This is a genomic window from Pantoea sp. USHLN256 (genome assembly GCF_037149875.1).
Taxonomy (GTDB): Bacteria; Pseudomonadota; Gammaproteobacteria; order Enterobacterales; family Enterobacteriaceae; genus Pantoea; species Pantoea nemavictus.
Genome location: NZ_JBBCQO010000003.1, coordinates 1 through 21,077, shown reverse-complemented (window position 1 = coordinate 21,077; position 21,077 = coordinate 1). Strand labels below are relative to the sequence as shown.

Annotated in this window: 18 protein-coding genes and 1 rRNA gene; 16 read left to right on the top strand and 3 right to left on the bottom strand. The window is 53.7% G+C overall.

Annotation, left to right across the window (positions count from 1 at the left end):
* Window positions 1-3: 3 nt before the first annotated feature.
* The 9 genes from nrdI to emrB all read left to right on the top strand — a co-directional run bounded on the left by nrdI (window position 4) and on the right by emrB (window position 11,512).
* The gene (nrdI, locus tag WFL93_RS09350; protein ID WP_007886412.1) at window positions 4-408 is read left to right on the top strand and encodes a class Ib ribonucleoside-diphosphate reductase assembly flavoprotein NrdI; all 405 of its coding nucleotides are present in this window, start codon (window positions 4-6) and stop codon (window positions 406-408) included.
* Window positions 387-2,525 carry a class 1b ribonucleoside-diphosphate reductase subunit alpha gene (nrdE, locus tag WFL93_RS09345; protein ID WP_336777985.1) on the top strand — a complete coding sequence of 713 codons (2,139 nt, stop codon included), beginning with the start codon at window positions 387-389 and terminating at the stop codon, window positions 2,523-2,525. Before nrdI ends, nrdE begins: the two co-directional genes overlap by 22 nt.
* Window positions 2,526-2,533: 8 nt before the next feature.
* Window positions 2,534-3,493, top strand: coding sequence for a class 1b ribonucleoside-diphosphate reductase subunit beta (gene nrdF, locus WFL93_RS09340; RefSeq protein WP_036620205.1), 960 nt, complete (start codon window positions 2,534-2,536; stop codon window positions 3,491-3,493).
* A gap of 459 nt (window positions 3,494-3,952) precedes the next feature.
* Entirely contained in the window at window positions 3,953-5,143 is a 1,191-nt protein-coding gene (proV, locus tag WFL93_RS09335) for a glycine betaine/L-proline ABC transporter ATP-binding protein ProV (protein WP_007886409.1), read from the top strand.
* A 2-nt stretch (window positions 5,144-5,145) separates the two neighbouring features.
* On the top strand, window positions 5,146-6,330 hold the full coding sequence (gene proW / locus WFL93_RS09330; RefSeq protein WP_336777984.1) for a glycine betaine/L-proline ABC transporter permease ProW: 1,185 nt from the start codon (window positions 5,146-5,148) through the stop codon (window positions 6,328-6,330).
* Window positions 6,331-6,393: 63 nt separating this feature from the next.
* Entirely contained in the window at window positions 6,394-7,389 is a 996-nt protein-coding gene (proX, locus tag WFL93_RS09325; RefSeq protein WP_336777983.1) for a glycine betaine/L-proline ABC transporter substrate-binding protein ProX, read from the top strand.
* A 718-nt stretch (window positions 7,390-8,107) separates the two neighbouring features.
* The gene (mprA, locus tag WFL93_RS09320; RefSeq protein WP_007886395.1) at window positions 8,108-8,638 is read left to right on the top strand and encodes a transcriptional repressor MprA; all 531 of its coding nucleotides are present in this window, start codon (window positions 8,108-8,110) and stop codon (window positions 8,636-8,638) included.
* 148 nt (window positions 8,639-8,786) lie between these two features.
* On the top strand, window positions 8,787-9,959 hold the full coding sequence (gene emrA, locus WFL93_RS09315) for a multidrug efflux MFS transporter periplasmic adaptor subunit EmrA (RefSeq protein ID WP_007886393.1): 1,173 nt from the start codon (window positions 8,787-8,789) through the stop codon (window positions 9,957-9,959).
* 17 nt (window positions 9,960-9,976) lie between these two features.
* On the top strand, window positions 9,977-11,512 hold the full coding sequence (gene emrB, locus WFL93_RS09310) for a multidrug efflux MFS transporter permease subunit EmrB (protein WP_007886391.1): 1,536 nt from the start codon (window positions 9,977-9,979) through the stop codon (window positions 11,510-11,512).
* Between the two features lie 36 nt (window positions 11,513-11,548).
* Here the strand turns inward: emrB and WFL93_RS09305 are convergent, their stop codons facing one another.
* Entirely contained in the window at window positions 11,549-12,691 is a 1,143-nt protein-coding gene (locus WFL93_RS09305) for a tRNA/rRNA methyltransferase (RefSeq protein ID WP_007886389.1), read from the bottom strand.
* 156 nt (window positions 12,692-12,847) lie between these two features.
* Between WFL93_RS09305 and trxC the strand changes: the two genes are divergently transcribed.
* From trxC to WFL93_RS09265, 7 genes are all read left to right on the top strand, one after another.
* Entirely contained in the window at window positions 12,848-13,267 is a 420-nt protein-coding gene (gene trxC, locus WFL93_RS09300; protein WP_007886387.1) for a thioredoxin TrxC, read from the top strand.
* A gap of 94 nt (window positions 13,268-13,361) precedes the next feature.
* On the top strand, window positions 13,362-14,054 hold the full coding sequence (locus WFL93_RS09295; protein WP_336777982.1) for a tRNA-uridine aminocarboxypropyltransferase: 693 nt from the start codon (window positions 13,362-13,364) through the stop codon (window positions 14,052-14,054).
* 83 nt (window positions 14,055-14,137) lie between these two features.
* Window positions 14,138-14,389: a hypothetical protein gene (locus WFL93_RS09290; protein ID WP_336777981.1), complete on the top strand. Its 252-nt coding sequence runs from the start codon at window positions 14,138-14,140 to the stop codon at window positions 14,387-14,389.
* Window positions 14,352-14,921 carry a YiiX/YebB-like N1pC/P60 family cysteine hydrolase gene (locus WFL93_RS09285; RefSeq protein WP_336777980.1) on the top strand — a complete coding sequence of 190 codons (570 nt, stop codon included), beginning with the start codon at window positions 14,352-14,354 and terminating at the stop codon, window positions 14,919-14,921. The genes WFL93_RS09290 and WFL93_RS09285 overlap by 38 nt, the downstream gene beginning before the upstream one ends.
* Before the next feature lie 43 nt (window positions 14,922-14,964).
* A complete protein-coding gene (locus WFL93_RS09280) occupies window positions 14,965-17,622 on the top strand; it encodes a bifunctional acetate--CoA ligase family protein/GNAT family N-acetyltransferase (RefSeq protein ID WP_336778169.1) in 2,658 nt (885 codons plus the stop codon).
* Between the two features lie 116 nt (window positions 17,623-17,738).
* Window positions 17,739-19,094 (top strand): CDP-diacylglycerol--serine O-phosphatidyltransferase, encoded by a 1,356-nt coding sequence (gene pssA, locus WFL93_RS09270; protein ID WP_007886380.1) that lies wholly within the window; start codon window positions 17,739-17,741, stop codon window positions 19,092-19,094.
* A 3-nt stretch (window positions 19,095-19,097) separates the two neighbouring features.
* Window positions 19,098-19,418 (top strand): YfiM family lipoprotein, encoded by a 321-nt coding sequence (locus WFL93_RS09265; RefSeq protein ID WP_180822321.1) that lies wholly within the window; start codon window positions 19,098-19,100, stop codon window positions 19,416-19,418.
* On the opposite strand, the gene WFL93_RS09260 is transcribed toward WFL93_RS09265, so the two are convergent.
* Both WFL93_RS09260 and rrf read right to left on the bottom strand, forming a co-directional pair.
* Window positions 19,419-20,723, bottom strand: a complete 1,305-nt coding sequence (locus tag WFL93_RS09260; protein ID WP_336777979.1) for an MFS family transporter — start codon at window positions 20,721-20,723, stop codon at window positions 19,419-19,421.
* A 245-nt stretch (window positions 20,724-20,968) separates the two neighbouring features.
* Window positions 20,969-21,077, bottom strand: a 5S ribosomal RNA gene (gene rrf / locus WFL93_RS09255); the annotation flags it as partial.

Here is a 21,077-nt window from a genome sequence, read left to right as displayed (position 1 = left end):
GCCATGTTTCCACTGGTCTATTTCTCTAGCCAGTCGGAAAACACGCACCGATTCATCACTCGTCTTGGGCTGCCTGCCCGCCGCATTCCGGTTGACGGCACGCAGCGCCTGCATATCGAACAACCCTACATTTTAGTGGTGCCGAGCTACGGCGGCGGCAGTTCGCGCGGTGCGGTGCCGAGACAAGTGATTCAATTCCTCAATGATGATGCCAACCGACGCGGGATTCGCGGGGTGATTGCTGCCGGTAACCGCAACTTCGGTGAAGGCTATTGCCTGGCGGGCGACATCATTGCGCAGAAATGTCAGGTTCCCTATCTCTACCGCTTTGAGCTAATGGGAACCCCCGACGATATCGCTAATGTAAAAGCGGGAGTGACCCAATTTTGGCAACGACAGACACCCTGAACAGCACGCAGCTGGACTATCACGCGCTGAACGCAATGCTGAACCTGTATGACGCCGATGGCCGTATCCAGTTCAGCAAAGATCACGAAGCTACGCGCCAGTTCTTCCTGCAACATGTGCAGCCCAACACCGTGCAGTTTACCTCGGCGGGCGAGCGCCTGCGCTATCTGGTGGCCGAAGGCTACTACGAAGCCGACGTGCTGAATCAGTATGAATTCGATTTCCTGTGTCAGCTGCATGACGACGCCGACGCTGCGGGTTTTCGTTTTCACACCTTCCTTGGTGCGTGGAAGTTTTACACCAGCTACACGCTGAAAACCTTTGACGGCAAACGCTATCTGGAAACGTTCGAACAGCGCGCCTGCATGGTGGCGCTGACGCTGGCACGCGGCAATGAAAGCTTAGCGCGTGAGTTGCTGGCGGAGATGCTTAGCGGCCGCTTCCAGCCCGCTACGCCAACCTTCCTCAACTGCGGTAAGCAGCAGCGCGGCGAGCTGGTCTCCTGCTTCCTGCTGCGCATCGAAGACAATATGGAATCGATTGGTCGCGCAGTGAACTCAGCGTTACAGCTGTCAAAACGCGGTGGCGGCGTGGCGTTCCTGCTCTCCAACCTGCGTGAATCGGGTGCGCCGATTAAGCGCATTGAGAACCAATCGTCCGGTGTGATTCCGGTAATGAAGATGCTAGAAGATGCGTTTTCCTACGCTAATCAACTTGGCGCGCGTCAGGGTGCGGGCGCGGTGTGGCTGAATGCGCATCACCCGGATATTTTCCGCTTCCTCGATACCAAACGCGAAAATGCCGACGAGAAAATCCGCATTAAAACGCTATCGCTTGGCGTGGTGATCCCGGATATCACCTTCCAGCTGGCGAAAGAGAATCGCGATATGGCGCTGTTCTCGCCCTACGATGTCGAGCGCATCTACGGCAAAGCGTTTGGTGATATCAGCATTAGCGAGCATTACGACGAGATGCTAGCGGACGATCGCATCACTAAAACCTACATCAAGCCGCGCGACTTCTTCCAGACGCTGGCGGAGATTCAGTTTGAATCGGGCTATCCGTACATCATGTTCGAGGATAGCGTTAACCGCAGCAACCCGATTGCCGGCCGCATCAACATGAGCAACCTGTGCTCCGAGATTTTGCAGGTCAACAGCGCCAGCGAGTTCTATGACGATCTCAGCTATCGCCGCGTCGGCAAGGATATCTCCTGCAACCTCGGCTCGCTCAACATTGCGCATGCCATGGATTCACGCAATCTGGCGCAGACTGTGGAAACCGCGGTGCGTGCACTGACCGCCGTCTCTGAAATGAGTGAAATTAACTCGGTGCCATCGGTGGCGGAAGGGAATCGTCGTTCGCACGCTATCGGCCTCGGTCAAATGAACCTGCACGGCTATCTGGCGCGCGAAGGCATGGCGTACGGTTCAGAAGAAGCGCTGGACTTCACCAATCTCTACTTCTACTGCGTCACCTACTACGCTGTGCGCACCTCGAATCTGCTGGCGCAGGAGCATCAGAAAAGTTTCGACGGTTTCGCCGAATCACAATACGCCAATGGCAAATATTTCGATAAGTATGTCGAACAAGCCTGGCAGCCACGCACCGCGCGTGTGGCACAACTGTTTGCCGATGCCGGGATTGCCCTGCCGTCGCAGGCCGACTGGCAAGCGTTGCGCGAAGCGGTAATGCAGCATGGGTTATACAACCAGAACCTGCAGGCGATTCCGCCAACCGGTTCGATCTCGTACATCAACCACGCCACTTCAAGCATTCACCCGATCGTGTCGCGCATTGAGATTCGTAAAGAGGGCAAAACCGGCCGCGTCTATTATCCGGCGCCGTTTATGACCAACGACAATCTTGACCTCTATCAGGATGCGTACTCGATTGGTCCGGAAGCGATTATTGATACTTACGCCGAAGCCACGCAGCACGTCGATCAAGGCCTGTCATTGACTCTGTTCTTCCGCGATGACGTTACGACGCGCGATATCAACAAAGCGCAGATTTACGCGTGGAAGAAAGGCATCAAAACGCTCTATTACATTCGTCTGCGCCAGATGGCGCTGCAAGGCACCGAGGTACAGGGCTGCGTCTCCTGCTCACTGTGATGAAAACTATGCAACTAAAACAAATTCAAGCGATTAACTGGAACCGCATCCAGGATGAGAAAGACCTCGAAGTGTGGAATCGTCTGACCAGCAACTTCTGGCTGCCGGAAAAAGTGCCGCTCTCCAACGATCTGCCTGCCTGGCAGTCGCTGGACCACCAGCAGCAGCAGCTGACGATTCGGGTATTTACCGGCTTGACGCTGCTCGACACCATCCAGAACGTGATCGGCGCACCGGGCCTGATGGAAGATGCCATTACGCCACACGAAGAGGCGGTGCTATCAAACATCTCCTTTATGGAAGCGGTGCATGCGCGCTCGTACAGTTCGATTTTCTCCACGCTGTGTAATACCGCGGATGTCGATGCGGCCTATCGCTGGAGCGAAGAGAACGAAGCACTGCAAAACAAGGCGAAGATTGTGCTGGAGCACTATCGCGCCGAAGATCCGCTGAAGAAAAAAATCGCCAGCGTGTTCCTTGAATCGTTCCTGTTCTATTCCGGTTTCTGGCTACCGATGTATTGGTCGAGCCGAGGCAAGCTGACCAACACCGCCGACCTGATTCGTCTGATCATTCGTGACGAAGCGGTGCACGGTTACTACATCGGCTACAAGTACCAAAAAGCGCTGGAAAACGTCGATGCAGGCCGCCGCGAAGAGCTGCAGCAGTTTGCGATTGATTTACTGCTGGCGCTGTACGAAAACGAAGTGGTGTATACCGAAGCCTTGTACGGCGAAGTGGGCTGGGCGGAAGAGGTGAAAACCTTCCTACACTACAACGCCAACAAAGCGCTGATGAACCTCGGTTATGAGGCGCTGTTCCCGGCGGAGCTGACCTCGGTGAATCCGGCGATTTTGTCCGCGCTATCGCCCAACGCCGATGAAAACCATGACTTCTTCTCAGGTTCCGGCTCCTCTTATGTTATGGGGAAAGCAGTAGAGACCGAAGACGAAGACTGGAACTTTTAATACGCGTCATACTTCGCACCACAGCTGCGTTGACTGCGCCCACTCTTCCCAGTCACATAGTGAACTATGCTCCTGGGTCGAGCGGGCTTGTCGCCTTGCTGCAGCACGAATTATTTAGCGTATTAATCCGGTGATGATTATTTTTTAAACCAATTTTATTTCCGCTCATTTTAGTCATTTATTTCACTTATATTTCTTCATTTCGAATTGATTTTCGGCCACTCTGTACCAGAAACAGACCGAAACACGCCTAAATTCAATTATCAAACGCAAAAAATTAATCCACGCGCATCCCTTGTGAGCACTGGAGATTTTAGCTATTCGTGCATGCGCGCATCGGCGAATATCGCCATTCAGGGTTGTCAGATAATTTCACTATGCTAGGGTATAGGGCGCTTAAATTTAATCAGGACCACAACAAGAAATAGTTAAACATTTAACCGGGAAATTAATTACTGCATGGCAATTAAACTCGAAGTAAAGAATTTATATAAAGTATTTGGGGATAATCCCGAAAAGGCATTTAAGCTGATTGATAAAGGCGAAAGCAAAGAGAGTATTCTGGCGAAAACCGGTCTCTCTGTCGGCGTCAAGAATGCCAGTCTGGCCATTGAAGAAGGCGAGATCTTCGTCATCATGGGGCTTTCAGGTTCAGGTAAGTCCACCATGGTTCGCCTTCTCAATCGTCTGATCGAGCCCACCCGCGGCCAGGTAATCATAGACGGTGTCGATATTGCTAAAATATCGGATTCAGAACTGCGTGACGTCCGCAGAAATAAGATCAGCATGGTATTTCAATCCTTCGCGTTAATGCCGCATATGACGGTACTAAATAATGCCGCCTTTGGCATGGAATTAGCCAACGTGCCGTTGCAGGAGCGCCAGGAAAAAGCGCTGGAAGCGCTGCGTCAGGTTGGCCTGGATAATTATGCCCACTCCTATCCGGATGAACTTTCTGGCGGTATGCGTCAGCGCGTTGGATTAGCCCGCGCGTTGGCTATTAATCCCGATATTTTACTGATGGATGAAGCCTTCTCAGCACTCGATCCGCTGATTCGTACTGAAATGCAGGATGAGCTGGTAAAACTGCAGGCTAAGCATCAGCGTACCATCGTATTTATTTCTCATGACCTCGATGAAGCGATGCGTATTGGCGATCGCATTGCCATTATGCAAGGTGGCGAAGTCGTACAGGTCGGCACGCCGGATGAAATCCTTAATAATCCCGCCAACGATTATGTACGCACCTTCTTCCGTGGCGTCGATATCAGCCATGTATTTAGCGCCAAAGATATTGCCCGTCGCAGTGCGGGCTCGCTGATTCGTAAAGCCGCCGGTTTTGGTCCGCGATCGGCCATCAAGCTGTTGCAGGATGAAGATCGTGAATATGGCTATGTGCTGGAGAAACAGAAGTTTGTCGGCGTGGTGTCCACCGATTCGCTGAAAGCTGCGCTGGCAGCCGGTGAAGGGCTGGATAGCGCGCTGCTGGAGACGCCGTTAGCGGTTCCTGCCGATACCTCGCTGAACGATCTGCTCTCCCATGTGGCACAAGCGCCCTGCGCCGTGCCGGTGGTCAGTGAAGAGAATCAGTACGTCGGTATCATTTCGAAAAGCATGCTGTTGCGCGCTTTAGATCGTGAAGGAGCCTAATCATGAGTGAACAAACATCTAATCCGTGGGAAAGTGCCAGCCAAACTACCCAGCAACCGGCCACCTCCGATACCAGTGCCGCCGCCAGCAGCAGCGATCCCTGGGCAAGCGGCAGTGCTGCACCGGCTGATAGCGGTTCGGCTAACGGCTCGGCCGATGCGTGGGGCGATCCCTCCGCGGCCAGCAGCGGTGGCCATGATGCCGCCAGCAATGCCGCCAGCAGCAGCGACTGGCTCAGCAGCGCACCCGCTCCCGCACCTGAGCATTTCAACATCATGGACCCGTTCCATAAAACCTGGATTCCGCTCGACAGCTGGGTGACCGAAGGCATCGATTGGGTGGTGAGCCATTTCCGTCCGGTATTCCAGGGCATTCGTGTGCCGGTGGATTACATCCTCAGCGCCTTTCAGCAGTTACTGCTCGGCATGCCTGCGCCGGTGGCAATTGTGGTGTTTGCGCTGATTGCCTGGCAAATTGCCAGTCCAGCGATGGGGATTGCTACGCTGATCTCATTGATTGCGATTGGCGCGATCGGTGCCTGGTCGCAGGCGATGGTGACGCTGGCATTGGTGCTTACCGCCCTGTTCTTCTGCATTGTGATCGGCTTGCCGCTCGGCATCTGGCTGGCGCGTAGCGAACGTGCCGCACGCATTATCCGTCCGCTGCTGGATGCAATGCAGACCACTCCGGCCTTCGTTTATCTGGTGCCGATCGTGATGCTGTTTGGTATCGGCAACGTTCCGGGCGTGGTGGTGACCATCATCTTTGCGCTGCCGCCGATTGTGCGTTTGACCATTCTCGGCATCAAGCAGGTGCCTGCTGATCTGATCGAAGCAAGTGAATCCTTCGGTGCCAGCCCGCGTCAGATGCTGTTTAAAGTGCAGCTGCCGTTGGCAATGCCGACCATCATGGCCGGCGTAAACCAGACGCTGATGCTGGCACTGTCGATGGTGGTGATCGCTTCAATGATTGCCGTTGGTGGCCTCGGCCAGATGGTACTGCGCGGTATTGGTCGCCTCGATATGGGGCTCGCCACCGTGGGCGGCGTAGGCATTGTTATCCTCGCCATCATCCTCGATCGCCTGACGCAGTCGATGGGCCGCGACAGCCGCAGCCGTGGCAGCCGCCACTGGTACAGCACGGGCCCGCTGGGTCTACTGCTCCGCCCTTTCAGTAAAAAAGCCTGATTTTAATGAGCGGTCCGCTGGGGCCGCTCGTCTCCGACGTAACACGTAAAATAAGGAATGACTATGCGCAAGACAGCTCTAATTGCTGCCGTCCTGACGACGTTCGCCGCGACGCACGTGTCCGCCGCCGACCTGCCCGGTAAAGGCATCACCGTTAAACCGACTCAGAGCACCATTTCTGAAGAGACCTTCCAGACGCTGCTGGTGAGCCGCGCGCTGGAGAAACTCGGCTATACCGTCGAGAAGCCAAGCGAGATTGATTACAACGTGGCGTACACCACCATCGCTGCTGGCGATGCCACTTTTATTGCCACCAACTGGAAACCGCTGCACGACGACATGTATAAAGCTGCGGGCGGCGATGCGAAATTTTATCGCCAGGGCACCTACGTCGGTGGCGCCGCACAGGGTTATCTCATTGATAAGAAAACCGCTGAGCAATATCACATCACCAATATCGAGCAGCTGAAAGATCCGAAGATCGCCAAACTGTTTGATACCAATGGCGATGGTAAAGCCGATTTGACCGGCTGTACGCCAGGCTGGGGCTGTGAAGCGGTGATTAACCATCAGATTGATGCTTATAAGCTGAGCAACACCGTAGAGCATAATCAGGGCAACTACTCGGCGATGATCGCCGATACCATCACACGCTTTAAGCAGGGCAAACCGGTGTTCTATTACACCTGGACGCCTTATTGGGTGAGCGACGTGCTGAAGCCGGGTAAAGATGTGGTGTGGCTGCAGGTGCCGTTCTCTTCTCTGCCAGGCGAGCAGAGCAACGTTGATACCAAGCTGGCAAATGGCGCCAACTACGGCTTCCCGGTGAACACCATGCATATCGTGGCGAACAAAGCCTGGACCGAGAAGAACCCGGCCGCGGCGAAGCTGTTTGCTGAGATGAAGCTGCCCATTGGTGATATCAACGCCGAAAACGCGGCGATGCATGCCGGTCATGCTTCTGAAGCCGACATCAATGGACACGTCGACGGCTGGATTAAAGGTCATCAGGCGGAATTTGATAAATGGATTCAGGACGCATTAGCGGCAGCTAAGTAACCGCATTACATTAGCGTTAATATTGTTGCGGCGCGATTTATCGCGCCGTTTTTCATCCTACCCATGGCACCCTGGCCACAAGCGCATGAGATTGCACCGCTACAGCAGGTTCCTGACTCGCCCTTTCCTTCCCTTGAATAACCTCTCGATAAGCGAAGCGTGCGCTATAGCGTACTGGTACGTCCTGTTAATTAACACACCAATGAAATAATTTTTTGGGTTATTATTACCCTCAAATGATTATCTCTCTCATCCTCACGCTCTGAATGCTTCCCGTTTGGCGATCGAATTCCATCATCATGGCTGGTATTCCTATGGCGCGAGCGTTGTTAAGATAATGTTAATCAAAGCATTGATTTACTTAGGCAAGATGCGCTGAAAAAGTGTTTAGAAATCGTAAAGGTCAGGCCAAACTGGTGAGCAATACTGTTCATTGATGATTGGCTTTGTTATGGTTAGCAGCGCAGTTATTCACCAGAGTTATTTTTTCTCGCGAAATTATTTATCTGTAAAAAGGTTTCCCGGGATGAATTGATGGCATCGGCCGCGCAGGTTTTCAAGCGGGATGTCAGGGCGAAATGCCCAGGGTTAAGGAACAACCTGGAATGTCAGATGTTGACAATGTGATCGTGCGAACAATCACCTGCGGAAAATATGACTACGCTTTATCTGTCACCATCATTACTATACCAGTTGCAACTAAGAGGTTTTTTTAAAAATGGAAAGTTCGTTTACTCCCATTGAACAGATGCTAAACATCCGTGCTAACCGCCATAAAGATTTTCCGCTGCAGGAGATCATTCTGACCCGCCTGTGCATGCACATGCAGGGAAAACTGCTGGATAATCGCAACAAAATGTTGAAGGCGCAGGGAATTAACGAGACCTTATTCATGGCGCTGATCACCCTCGATGCCCAGGAAAATCAGAGCATCCAGCCATCAGAATTGAGTTCTGCATTGGGCTCCTCACGCACTAACGCAACGCGTATCGCCGATGAGCTGGAGAAGCGCGGCTGGATTGAACGCCGTGAAAGCGAGAACGATCGCCGCTGCCTGCATCTGCACCTGACTGAAAAAGGCAACGAATTCTTGCGCCAGCTGCTGCCACCACAGCATCAGAGCCTGCAATATTTGTGGTCTTCGCTCTCCACTAATGAGCAGGATCAGCTGGAAACCATCACCCGTAAGTTACTTAACCGTCTCGATAAAATGGACGAAGATCAGGTTATCGCCTCCCTGTCACGTTAATAGCAAGAAGTGCGACACAATCACCTTCCGAAATCGCTATTTTAATCCCCTTTTATCCGGCCAGCGCTTAAGCGCTGGCTTTTTCGACTCGGGCAACCGTGTTGATGGATCAACACATCCCGACTAAATGGAAAACGTGGAGAACAACATGAGTGCGACAGCGGAAGCTCAAAGCCCGCAACAGCCAGCAAATAAAAAGAAGAAGCGCAAAGGTGTGCTGATCCTGCTGGCTATCGTGTTTGTCATTATTGGTGTTTCGTATCTGGCTTACTGGTATTTGGTGCTGCGCCACTTCCAGGAAACCGATGATGCGTATGTGGCGGGTAACCAGGTGCAGGTGATGGCACAGGTTTCTGGCAGCGTAAATAAAGTTTGGTTTGATAATACTGACAGGGTCAAAAAAGGTGACGTGTTGGTTTCGCTGGATAAAACCGATGCGCAGCAGGCGTTTGAAAAAGCGCAGACCGCATTAGCCACCAGCGTGCGTCAAACCCACCAGCTGATGATCAATGGTAAGCAGTATCAAGCCACGATCAAGCTGCAGCAAACCGCGCTGGATCAGGCTGAAGCTGACCTGAAACGCCGCGAGCCGCTGGGTGCCTCAAACCTGATTGGCCGCGAAGAGCTGCAACACTCGCGTGATGCCGTCGCCACCGCGAAAGCACAGTTGGATGTCGCCGTTCAGCAATACAATGCTAATCAGGCGATGATTCTCAACACCTCGCTGGAAAATCAGCCTGCGGTACAACAGAGCGCAGCTGAACTACGTGATGCCTGGCTGGCGCTGCAGCGCACCGACATCCGTAGCCCGATTGATGGCTTCATTTCACGCCGTAGCGTTCAGGTGGGGTCACAAATTTCCACCACCACACCGCTGCTGGCGGTGGTTCCGGCCACCAACCTTTGGATTGATGCCAACTTCAAAGAGACTCAGCTTTCTGGCGTACGTATCGGTCAATCCGCCACGGTGGTGAGTGATATCTACGGGGATGACGTGGAGTATCACGGCAAAGTGGTTGGACTGGATATGGGTACCGGTAGCGCCTTCTCGCTGCTGCCAGCACAGAACGCCACCGGTAACTGGATCAAAGTCGTGCAGCGTCTGCCGGTGCGTATCGAACTGGATCCGAAACAGGTTGCCGAGCATCCGCTGCGTATCGGCCTCTCCACGCTAGTGAAAGTTGATACGCAGAATAAAGAGGGTGCAACGCTGGCGAGTGTGGTGCGTCCGCAGGCCGCCTACGAAAGTAATGCGTTGGCAATCGACCTTGCGCCGGTTAACCAGCTGATTACTGACATCGTTCGTGCCAACGCTGACTAACGCCGCGGGAGGCTGTTGTGGCACAAAAACCGCTTGAAGGTGCGCCGTTAGTCCTGATGACCATCGCCCTGTCGCTGGCGACGTTTATGCAGGTACTCGACTCCACCATCGCTAACGTGGCGATTCCGACCATCGCCGGTAACCTCGGTGCCTCGAACTCACAAGGCACGTGGGTGATTACCTCTTTCGGGGTGGCGAATGCCATCTCGATCCCCATCACCGGCTGGCTGGCGAAACGCATCGGTGAAGTTAAGCTGTTTACCTGGTCGACCATCCTGTTTGTGCTGGCGTCCTGGGCTTGCGGCATGTCCGAAAGCCTGGAGATGCTGATCTTCTTCCGCGTCATTCAGGGTGTGGTCGCAGGTCCGTTGATTCCGCTGTCGCAGAGTTTGTTGCTCAATAACTATCCACCGGCGAAGCGCAGTGTGGCGCTGTCGCTATGGGCGATGACGGTGATCGTGGCGCCGATCTGCGGTCCGATTCTTGGCGGCTGGATCAGCGATAACTATCACTGGGGCTGGATCTTCTTTATCAACGTACCCATTGGTTTGGTGGTGGTGTTACTGACGCTGCAAACTTTACGCGGACGTGAGACCAAAACCGAGATCCGTCCGATCGATATGGTCGGCCTGGTGCTGCTGGTGGTCGGGATTGGCTCGCTGCAGGTGATGCTCGATCGCGGTAAAGAACTCGACTGGTTCAGCTCCACCGAAATCATTGTGCTCATGGTGGTCGCAGTAGTGGCGCTACTGGTGCTGCTGGTGTGGGAGCTGACCGACGATCACCCGATAGTCGATTTGTCGCTGTTCAAAATGCGCAACTTCACCATTGGCTGTTTGTCGATAAGTCTGGCGTATATGCTCTACTTCGGCTCGATAGTATTACTGCCGCAGCTGTTGCAGGAGGTATATGGCTACACCGCCACCTGGGCCGGATTGGCGTCAGCGCCGGTAGGTATTCTGCCGGTAATCCTGTCGCCGATTATTGGTCGCTTCGCACATAAGCTGGACATGCGTAAGCTGGTGACCTTCAGCTTTATCATGTATGCCGTCTGTTTCTACTGGCGCGCCTACACGTTTGAGCCGGGCATGGATTTTGGCGCATCGGCGTGGCCGCAGTTTATTCAGGGCTTTGCGGTGGCGTGCTTCTTTATGCCATTGACCACCATTACGCTGTCGGGCTTACCGCCGGAGCGCATGGCGGCAGCATCAAGCCTGTCGAACTTCGTGCGTACATTGGCCGGTTCTATCGGCACCTCGATCACCACCACCATGTGGAGTAATCGGGAATCGATGCATCATAGCTATTTGTCGGAGTCGGTGAATCCGTACAACGTCAATTCACAGCAGATGTACGACCAACTGGAAAGCATGGGGATGACCCAGCAGCAGGCATCGGCGTATATCGCACAGCAAATTACCAATCAGGGGCTGATTATCTCGGCGAATGAGATCTTCTGGGCGTCGGCGGGTGTGTTCTTGATCTTGCTGGTGCTGGTGTGGTTTGCGCGTCCCCCCTTCGGTGCCGGCAGTGGCGGCGGCGGTGCGCACTAAGCGATAAAACAAAAACGGGCCTTGCGGCCCGTTTTTTTATGCGTTCTGACGCCACCATTCGGCGAGCAGAATACCGGTTGCCACTGACACGTTGAGGCTTTCAACGTTGCCAGTACCGCCGATTGACAGGCTGAGATCACCCTGCTGGAAAGCGCTGTCGGACAGACCTTCACTCTCCTGGCCTAATACCAGCACCATTTTAGCCGGCAGTTCAGCTTTCGCTAATGGCGTACCTTCGTGACTGGAGGTGGTAACGATGGTGTAACCCGCTTTTCGGAACGCTTCCAGGCCATCAGCAAAGCTTTCGCCGCTGATCGCCTGTACGTGCTCAGCGCCACCTTCGGCGGTACGAACTGCCGCACCCGATTCCAGCAGCGAAGCATCATTCACCAGCAAACCTTTCACACCGAAGTGCGCGCAGCTACGCATAATGCCGCCGAGGTTGTGCGGGTTGCTGACATCTTCCAGTGCTAGCACGCAATCTTTGGTCGATGCCTTTGTCAGCCACTCAGTAACCGGCATGCCCATACGTTTTTTAATGATGAAACACACGCCGCCGTGGTGTTCAGTACCTGAAGCTTTGGTCAGCTCGGCATCTTCCACTACGTGATAGGCTTTACGGTTGGCCGCCAGCCAACGCAGCGTTTCACGGAAACGCGGCGTTACGCTCTGCACAAACCAGGCGCGCACGATGCTTTCCGGACGGCTCAGGAACAGCGCCTGACACGCATTTTCACCGTATACGCGCGTCTCTTCCTGACGCTGACGGCGAATCTGCTCGGGATCGATTACCGGCTTGTTGCTGGCTGCGTCATCCAGCTGGCTGTCATCAGCCACGGGTGGACGTGAAACGGTACGCCACGGTGAATCACCGAAGCTGCGGCTGTCGCCACCACGATCGTCTCGCTGACCAAAGCTGCGGCCACGCTCACTGTTACGTGCATCACGCGGGGCAGAACCACGACCGCCCGCTTCGCTGCGTGCGCCACGCGGTGCGCCGCTACGGCCACCCTCTTCATTAGTACGTGCACTGCGAGGACCAGAACGACGATTATCTTCCTGGCGCGCAGCAGGACGGCCGCCTTTGCCGGTACGGGGATTAGGCTTTTGACCACCCTCCTCATCACGTACATACATCACTTTTACCTTGCCGCTTTTGCCTTTAAATTCGTCGTTCATCTGTTCCTCCAGCATTGAGAGCGCGAAGATTACCTGATGTGTCGGTGCTTAGCTATCAACTATTGAACCTATTGGGCAATCCAGATTGAGCATAGCACTCAACCTTTTCATAATGTCCGGCAATCATCAGATTTACAGGTCCGGGTTGAGGTAAATATGAATACAGTCTGTGCCTCCTGTCAGGCAACCAATCGCGTGCCCGAGTCGCGTATTGCCGATGGAGCAAAATGTGGGCGTTGCGGCGGTGAGCTGTTTAACGGTGAAGTCGCCAACGCGACATCCGCCACGCTGGATAAATATCTGCAGGACGATCTGCCGGTAGTGATCGACTTCTGGGCACCGTGGTGCGGCCCGTGCGTAAACTTTGCGCCCGTATTTAAAGATGTCGCCGACGAGCGGCGCGGCAAGGTGCGATTTGTGAAGGTAAACACGGAAGCGGAACCGGCGCTGAGCTCGCGTTTCCGCATTCGCAGCATTCCTACCATTATGCTGTTCAAGAACGGCGAGATGGTCGACATGCTGAATGGCGCCATGCCGAAAGCGCCGTTCAATGAATGGCTCGACGAATCGCTGTAAATCGCTGATGGCCAGCCGCGTGCTGGCCTTCCTTATGATTACCTTTCCCTGCTAATTCCATTACACTGACGTTTTTCCTCCTGCCAGCGAATCTATGTTTGAAAATGCCGTCCTGCGCTTACGTGCGCAACGTTTAGCACGCGCTACGCGCCCGTTTCTGGCGCGCGGTAATCGTGTCATACGTTGCCAGCGCTGTTTGCTACCGCAGAAAAATTGTCTGTGCGCGACCATCCAGCCACAGCAAGCGCGTAGCCGCTTTTGCCTGGTGATGTTCGATACCGAGCCGATGAAGCCAAGCAATACCGGCAGGCTGATTGCCGATGTGCTGCCAGATACGCAGGCGTTTGGCTGGTCACGCACCGAACTTGATCCAGCATTGCTGGCAGCGGTTAAAAATGAGCATTATCAGCCGCTGGTCGTGTTTCCTGCTGCTTATGCTGATGCCGATCGTGAAGTACTCACCCGCCCACCGCTCAGCGGTAAACCGCCGCTGTTTATCATGCTCGACGGTACCTGGACGGAGGCGCGTAAGATGTTTCGCAAAAGCCCGTGGCTGGATGCGCTGCCGGTGATGTCGCTCAACGTCTCCACTCCATCACGCTATACGCTGCGTGAAGCCCATGGTGAAGGTCAGCACTGCACTGCAGAAGTCGCCGCCGCGCTGCTGGAACAAGCGGGCGATCTTGCCGCCGCCGCGGAACTGCAGCACTATTTCGCACGCTTCCGTCACGCTTATCTGGCGGGAAAGCCGCACCATCCCGTGCATAGCCTCGAAAATGTCCTTTAAGGATTTGCAGCTTTTGTAACCAGCCAGTTTGATTTATAGTCGCGCATCGCCACGGAGTTGGCCTTATATGCAAAGGATGCACGATGAAAATTTTCTGGCTGCTGATGCTGCTGCTCACCGGCTGCAGCACCGCCCCACAACCCGACCGCGCTTTTCCGCCGCAGCTGCAATCTGCCAGCACCCGCCCAACCGCACTGATTTCAAGCAGCGCTTTGATGCCTGGCGATTTGTTGCTCTCATCCGCCACGTCACCACAATCGTGGGGAATTCGCCTGTTTACACTGACTGGCGTAAGCCATGCAGCGATTTATCTTGGCGATTTATCTTGGCGATGAACAGGTCGCGGAAGCGGTTGGTAGCGGCGTTAAAATCATTCCGCTAAATCATGCTATTGATGAAAGCAATAGTCTGCTGGTGCTGCGCGTGCCCGGCATGACCAGCGAGCAGATGCTGCGCTTACGGGAGTTTGCCGATTTACAGCAAGGCAAAAAATACAACTTCAAGGGCATCGTAATGTTTATGCCGTTTATGGTGTCACGCCGTCTGTGTGAACTGCCGCTCGTCAATGAAGAGGTTCGCAGTGCCTGCCTTACCGCAATGGCCCGCGTGCAGTTAGCTGATGTTGACGATCCTCAAGCCAATCGCTTCTTCTGTTCCGAATTTGTATTGGCGGGCTGTCGTCACGCGGGTATTGAACTGTTGCAGGGGCAGGCCAATTGGGTCAGCCCGGCGGATTTACTGCATTTACGTGACGGCGATGTCTCTGCATGGCAGGCGCAGCAGAATATGCAGTATGTCGGCCATTTAAAACGCTGGAATTTAAAAGAGATCCTCGGCCTGCGATCGGCGAATCGGCAAGCGCGGTAAAAAGCGTTTACAATCATGCCAATCTTGATAGCAGGAGCGGATGATGAGCCAACGCGGACTGGAAGCGCTGTTACGACCTAAATCAATCGCGGTAATCGGTGCCTCGATTACACCGGGGCGCGCCGGCTACTTTATGATGCGTAATCTGCTGGCCGGCGGATTTAGCGGTCCGGTGTTGCCGGTGACGCCGAAGTACAAAGCGGTGAGCGGCGTGCTGGCCTGGCCCGATATCGCCAGCCTGCCCTTCGCGCCCGATCTCGCCATCATCTGCACCCACGCCAAACGTAATCTCGAACTGCTGCAACAGTTGGGTGAAAAAGGCTGCAAAGCCTGCATTATTCTTTCGGCACCGGCCAGTCAGCTGGAAGAGCTGAAAGCCTGTGCCAGCCAATGGCAAATCCGCCTGCTCGGCCCGAACAGCTTAGGTTTGCTGGCGCCATGGCAAGGGCTGAATGCCAGCTTCTCACCGGTGCCGATTGCGAAAGGACGTATTGCCTTTATTTCACAATCGGCTGCGGTCTCTAATACCATCCTGGATTGGGCGCAGCAGCGAAACCTCGGTTTCTCGTGGTTTATCGCCTTGGGTGACAGCCTGGATATCGACGTTGATGACCTGTTAGATTTCCTCGCGCGCGACGGTAAAACCAGCGCCATTTTGCTCTATCTCGAACATCTGAGCGATGCGCGCCGCTTTGTTTCCGCCTCACGCAGCGCCTCACGCAATAAACCCATTCTGGTAATAAAAAGTGGTCGTAGCCATCAGGCGCAGGCGATGATCGGCACCCGTAGCGGATTGGATGCTGCCTGGGATGCGGCGATTCAACGCGCTGGTTTACTGCGCGTGCAGGATACGCACGAACTCTTTACGGCGGTAGAGTCGCTCAGCCATATGCGCCCGTTACGCGGCGATCGGCTGATGATTATCAGCAACGGCGCGGCACCGGCTGCGCTGGCGCTCGATGAGCTGTATGCGCGCAACGGCAAGCTGGCGACGCTGAATGATGAGACATTACAGGCGCTGGCGGCGCTGCTGCCGGAAGGTGTCGGTCGCGGTAATCCGCTCGACTTAAAAGATGATGCAACACCGGCACGTTATGTGGCCTGCATTGAACGGCTACTGGATAGCCATGAACTTGATGCGCTGATGATCATTCATGCGCCAAGTGCCGTATCGCCTTCCAGCGAAACCGCCGAGCAGATTATCGCTGCGGTTGCCAAACATCCGCGTGGCAAGCAGGTCACGCTACTGACTAACTGGTGCGGCGAATACTCCTCACAGGCTGCGCGGCGCGCCTTTACGCAAGCCGGCATTCCCACCTGGCGTACGCCTGAAGGTACCGTCACCGCATTTATGCATCAGGTTGAGTACCGTCGTAACCAGAAACAGCTGCGCGAAACGCCCGCCTTACCGCTTGGTTTGACGCAGAACAGCGCGCAAGCGCACCAGCTGATTCAACAGGCGCTGGATAAGGGCATCACCATGCTGGATACCCATGAAGTGCAGCCGGTGCTGCAGGCTTACGGTTTAGCAACGCTGCCGACCTGGATTGCCAGCGATAGCGCAGCCGCTGGCAAAATCGCCGATCAGATTGGCTATCCGGTGGCGCTCAAGCTGCGTTCACCGGACATTCCGCATAAATCTGAGGTGCAAGGCGTGATGCTTTATCTGCGAAGCGCTGCGGAAGTGGAACAAGCCGCTGAAGCCATTTTCGATCGCGTGCGCGAAACCCATCCACAGGCGCATATAGACGGCCTGCTGGTACAGAGTATGGCGAATCGTGCCGGCGCCCAGGAATTGCGTGTGGTAGTTGAACAGGATCCGCTGTTTGGTCCCATCATTCTGTTAGGCGAAGGCGGCGTGGAGTGGCAGCCGGATAAACAAGCCGCCGTGGCTTTACCGCCTTTGAATATGACGCTGGCACGTTATCTGGTGATTCAGGCGATGAAAAGCGGCAAAGTGCGCAGCCGTAGTGCGTTGAGGCCGCTGGATATCGCCGGACTTAGCCAGCTGCTGGTGCAGGTTTCCAACCTGGTGGTAGATTGCCCGGAGATTCAGCGACTGGATATTCACCCGCTGCTGGCGTCGGCCAATGAATTCACGCTGCTGGATGTCACGTTACAGCTGGCGCCGTTTATTGGTGATAACGAAACACGCCTGGCGATCCGTCCTTATCCCCATCATCTGGAAGAGAAGGTGCAGTTGAAAGATGGGCAATTTTGCCTGTTCCGGCCGATTCTGCCAGAAGATGAACCGCAACTGCGCGCCTTTATCGCTCAGGTAACCAAAGAAGATCTTTACTATCGCTACTTCAGTGAAATCAATGAGTTCACCCATGAAGATTTGGCGAATATGACGCAAATCGATTATGACCGTGAAATGGCCATTGTTGCGGTCCGCCAGCGTAACGGCGTGGATGAGATTATCGGCGTGACGCGTGCGATTTCTGATGCCGATAATATCGACGCAGAATTTTCCGTTCTGGTGCGTTCTGATCTGAAAGGATTGGGCATGGGCAGGCGCCTGCTGGAGAAGATGATTCGGTATACGCGCGATCATGGCCTGCAACAATTGAACGGTATCACCATGCCACACAATACCGGCATGATCACGCTGGCTCGAAAACTCAATTTTCGCGTGAATATTCAACTGGATGATGGCATTGTCAGCCTGAATTTACCGCTGAGCGATGTCATCAGCTAACCTGTACAGAAAGGTAAAAATCCTGCTCTGCAGGCCGGTTGATGGTATTATTTAACGTTAGGATCATGATTTGATGGCAAAAGGCCATGCAATGAACAGAGAAGAAGTGCACTGTGATGTTGTCTAAATTTAAACGTAATAAACACCAACAACACCTCGCACAGCTGCCTAAACTGTCACAATCCGTGTCGGATCTGACGACGCTTTACTCGCCCGCCGAGTTTCGCGAAACCCTGCTGACGAAAATAGCCACGGCAGAAAAGCGTATCTGCATTACGGCGCTGTATCTGGAAAATGATGACGGCGGCCGGGGAATAATGCAGGCGCTGTACGCGGCGCGTCAGGCTCGTCCAGAGTTAGATGTCTGCATTCTGGTCGACTGGCATCGTGCGCAGCGTGGTCGTATTGGCGCCGCACGCGGCGTGACCAATGCTGATTGGTATTGCGAAATGGCGGCTCAGCATCCCGATATCGCCATCCCGGTTTATGGCATTCCGGTGAATACGCGTGAAGCGCTCGGCGTACTGCATCTCAAAGGTTTCATCATTGATGATACGCTGCTCTACAGCGGTGCGAGCCTGAACGATGTTTATCTCCATCAGCATGATAAATATCGTTATGATCGCTATCAGTTGATCCGTAATCCGCAGCTGACCGACACCATGTATGCGTGGATCTGCGAAAATCTTAAAGAATCTGATGCGGTCAACCGCCTCGATAAGACTGAGCGCCCTTCCAGCCCAGAAATAAAGAACGAAACGCGTCAATTCCGTCAGGAGCTGCGCAGCTTTAATTATCAGTTCACGGGCAATGCAGATAATGAATCCCTTGCCGTCACCCCACTGGTTGGCTTGGGTAAACGCAGTCTGCTGAACAAAACCATCTTCCATTTGATGCCTTGCGCCGAGCGTAAGCTAACGCTGTGTACACCCTATTTCAACCTGCCGGCTATTCTGGTGCGCAATCTGATTCATTTACTGCGCCAGGGTAAGGAAGTGGAGATCATCATCGGCGATAAAACCGCCAATGACTTTTATATCCCGCCAGAACAGCCGTTCAAGATTATCGGTGCTTTGCCGTATCTTTATGAAATTAACCTGCGTCGCTTCCTTAGCCGTCTTCAGTATTACGTGAATAATGGTCAGCTGACCGTGCGCTTGTGGAAAGATGGCGAAAACAGTTATCACCTGAAAGGCATCTGGGTTGATGACGAATGGATGATGATTACCGGTAATAATCTCAATCCACGCGCGTGGCGACTTGATCTGGAAAACGCGGTGCTGATTCACGATCCTCGCAATGAGTTAGCTGAACAACGTGAGAAAGAGTTGGCGTTGATTCGTGAGCATACGTCCGTGGTGCAGCATTTCCGCGAGTTGGAAAGCATCTCAGATTATCCAGCTAAGGTACGTAAACTAATTCGCCGCCTGCGTCGTATCCGTATTGACCGCTTGATTAGCCGTCTGCTCTAGCCGATGCGTGCGCTTATCCTCTGCGTGGTTTTGCTGTGTAGTGGATGCGCGCACGTTGCGCAGGATAACTGGACGGGCAAAGATAAAGCAGAACACTTCTTCTCATCTGCGGCGCTGGCCGCGGCAGGCAGCGAGATATCTCAACATCAGCATCAAAGCCGTGGGAAAAATTTGCGCTTCGGCTTTCTGTTTTCATTAAGTTTTGGTGTGGGTAAAGAGTTATATGACAGCCGCTCAACGGGGAGCGGCTGGAGTTGGAAAGATCTTAGCTGGGATGTTGCCGGCGCTGCCAGCGGTATCGCGCTTTGGAATTTAAGCCAGTAACTACAGCGCAATCCCCTTCCCTTTTCGATGCAGCATAAGCGAGACCAGAAACGCCAATGCTCCCATCGCCGAGACATACCAGAAGAAACTGGTTTCAATGCCTTCCCGCTTCAGCAGTAGTGCCACGTACTCTGCAGAACCACCAAAAATCGCATTCGCGACCGCATAGGATAGCCCAACCCCCAGTGCACGGACTTCTGGCGGGAACATTTCGGCCTTCAAAATGCCGCTGATGGCGGTATAGAAGCTGGTAATGATCAGCGCCAGCATAATTAATACAAATGCCAGCCAACTGCTCTGTACATTTTGCAGCAGCATCAGAATGGGGACGGTACAAATTGCCGCGCCAGCGCCAAAAATCATCATTGATGCGCGGCGGCCAATTTTGTCTGACAATGCGCCAACAATCGGCTGAATTAGCATGAATACCAATAATGCGCCGGTCATTAAGCCACTGGCGCTGCGGGCGTCCATTCCCGCGGTATTGACCAGGTATTTTTGCATATAAGTGGTGAAGGTATAGAAGCTGAGCGAACCGCCTGCAGTGAACCCTAGCACCATCAGAAAGGCTCGCGAGTGATTACGCAGCAACCCCATAATACTGCCGGCATCTCGGTGTTCTCGGTGTTTTTTCTCTGATGTTTCATTGAGAGAACGACGCAACCACAGTGCAACGACAGCCAGGATAGCGCCGAGGAAGAATGGGATACGCCAGCCCCAGCTGCGGAGCTCTTCATCGCTAAGGATTTGTTGCAATACTACGACAGTCAGCACTGCCAGTAATTGACCACCAATTAACGTTACATACTGGAAAGAGGCGTAAAATCCTTTTCTTCCTTCTAGCGCCACTTCGCTCATATAGGTGGCGCTCGTACCATACTCGCCACCAACCGATAAGCCCTGGAACATACGCGCCAGCAGGAGAATAACTGGGGCGGCTATTCCAATTTCGCTAAAGCCCGGTAAACAGGCGATGACTAACGACCCCAGACACATCATGCACACTGAGATCAACATTGAGGCTTTACGGCCGTGGCGATCGGCAATGTATCCAAACAACCATCCACCGATCGGACGCATTAAAAAGCCCGCAGCAAAAACGCCCGCAGTTTGCAGCAGTTGCGTGGTGGTATCACCGCTAGGGAAGAAGACGTGGGCAAAATAGAGTGAGAAGAAAGAATAGACATAGAAATCAAACCATTCGACTAAATTGCCGGATGAAGCGCCAACAATCGCCCAGATGCGCTGTTTACTGTCGGCTGCTGCTTCAGATAGTGCCACTTTTTGTTGTTGTGAGCTTGTCATGCTTACCTCTTTTCCTTGCGAAGAATTAACGCCAAAGGATTTAGTAAAGCATCTATCTGCTGCTTGCGGGGATTGTCGCTGCCTGTGGATGGAAAATTGTGACAAGGAGAGAATTTTGCAGAGGAGTTCTTTCAGTTTTTCAGTTAATTCGGGGATCTAATGAGCTCTTCAATTAGTAAAACTTACCGGATTCAAGACGTAAAAAAGCCCTGAACTTCCGTTCAGGGCTTCTTCACCTAATTAATGCCTGGCAGTTCCCTACTCTCGCATGGGGAGACCCCACACTACCATCGGCGCTACGGCGTTTCACTTCTGAGTTCGGCATGGGGTCAGGTGGGACCACCGCGCTAAAGC

What these genes read in the sequence shown, in the direction of transcription:
- proV (WP_007886409.1), top strand. Translation starts at nt 3,953, where the DNA reads ATGGCAATTAAACTCGAAGTAAAGAATTTATATAAAGTATTTGGGGAT.
- WFL93_RS09265 (WP_180822321.1), top strand. Translation starts at nt 19,098, where the DNA reads ATGCGTGCGCTTATCCTCTGCGTGGTTTTGCTGTGTAGTGGATGCGCG.
- WFL93_RS09305 (WP_007886389.1), bottom strand. Translation starts at nt 12,691, where the DNA reads ATGAACGACGAATTTAAAGGCAAAAGCGGCAAGGTAAAAGTGATGTAT.
- nrdI (WP_007886412.1), top strand. Translation starts at nt 4, where the DNA reads ATGTTTCCACTGGTCTATTTCTCTAGCCAGTCGGAAAACACGCACCGA.
- WFL93_RS09285 (WP_336777980.1), top strand. Translation starts at nt 14,352, where the DNA reads ATGCAGCGATTTATCTTGGCGATTTATCTTGGCGATGAACAGGTCGCG.
- WFL93_RS09260 (WP_336777979.1), bottom strand. Translation starts at nt 20,723, where the DNA reads ATGACAAGCTCACAACAACAAAAAGTGGCACTATCTGAAGCAGCAGCC.
- mprA (WP_007886395.1), top strand. Translation starts at nt 8,108, where the DNA reads ATGGAAAGTTCGTTTACTCCCATTGAACAGATGCTAAACATCCGTGCT.
- proW (WP_336777984.1), top strand. Translation starts at nt 5,146, where the DNA reads ATGAGTGAACAAACATCTAATCCGTGGGAAAGTGCCAGCCAAACTACC.
- proX (WP_336777983.1), top strand. Translation starts at nt 6,394, where the DNA reads ATGCGCAAGACAGCTCTAATTGCTGCCGTCCTGACGACGTTCGCCGCG.
- nrdF (WP_036620205.1), top strand. Translation starts at nt 2,534, where the DNA reads ATGCAACTAAAACAAATTCAAGCGATTAACTGGAACCGCATCCAGGAT.
- WFL93_RS09280 (WP_336778169.1), top strand. Translation starts at nt 14,965, where the DNA reads ATGAGCCAACGCGGACTGGAAGCGCTGTTACGACCTAAATCAATCGCG.
- WFL93_RS09290 (WP_336777981.1), top strand. Translation starts at nt 14,138, where the DNA reads ATGAAAATTTTCTGGCTGCTGATGCTGCTGCTCACCGGCTGCAGCACC.
- pssA (WP_007886380.1), top strand. Translation starts at nt 17,739, where the DNA reads ATGTTGTCTAAATTTAAACGTAATAAACACCAACAACACCTCGCACAG.
- emrA (WP_007886393.1), top strand. Translation starts at nt 8,787, where the DNA reads ATGAGTGCGACAGCGGAAGCTCAAAGCCCGCAACAGCCAGCAAATAAA.
- WFL93_RS09295 (WP_336777982.1), top strand. Translation starts at nt 13,362, where the DNA reads ATGTTTGAAAATGCCGTCCTGCGCTTACGTGCGCAACGTTTAGCACGC.
- trxC (WP_007886387.1), top strand. Translation starts at nt 12,848, where the DNA reads ATGAATACAGTCTGTGCCTCCTGTCAGGCAACCAATCGCGTGCCCGAG.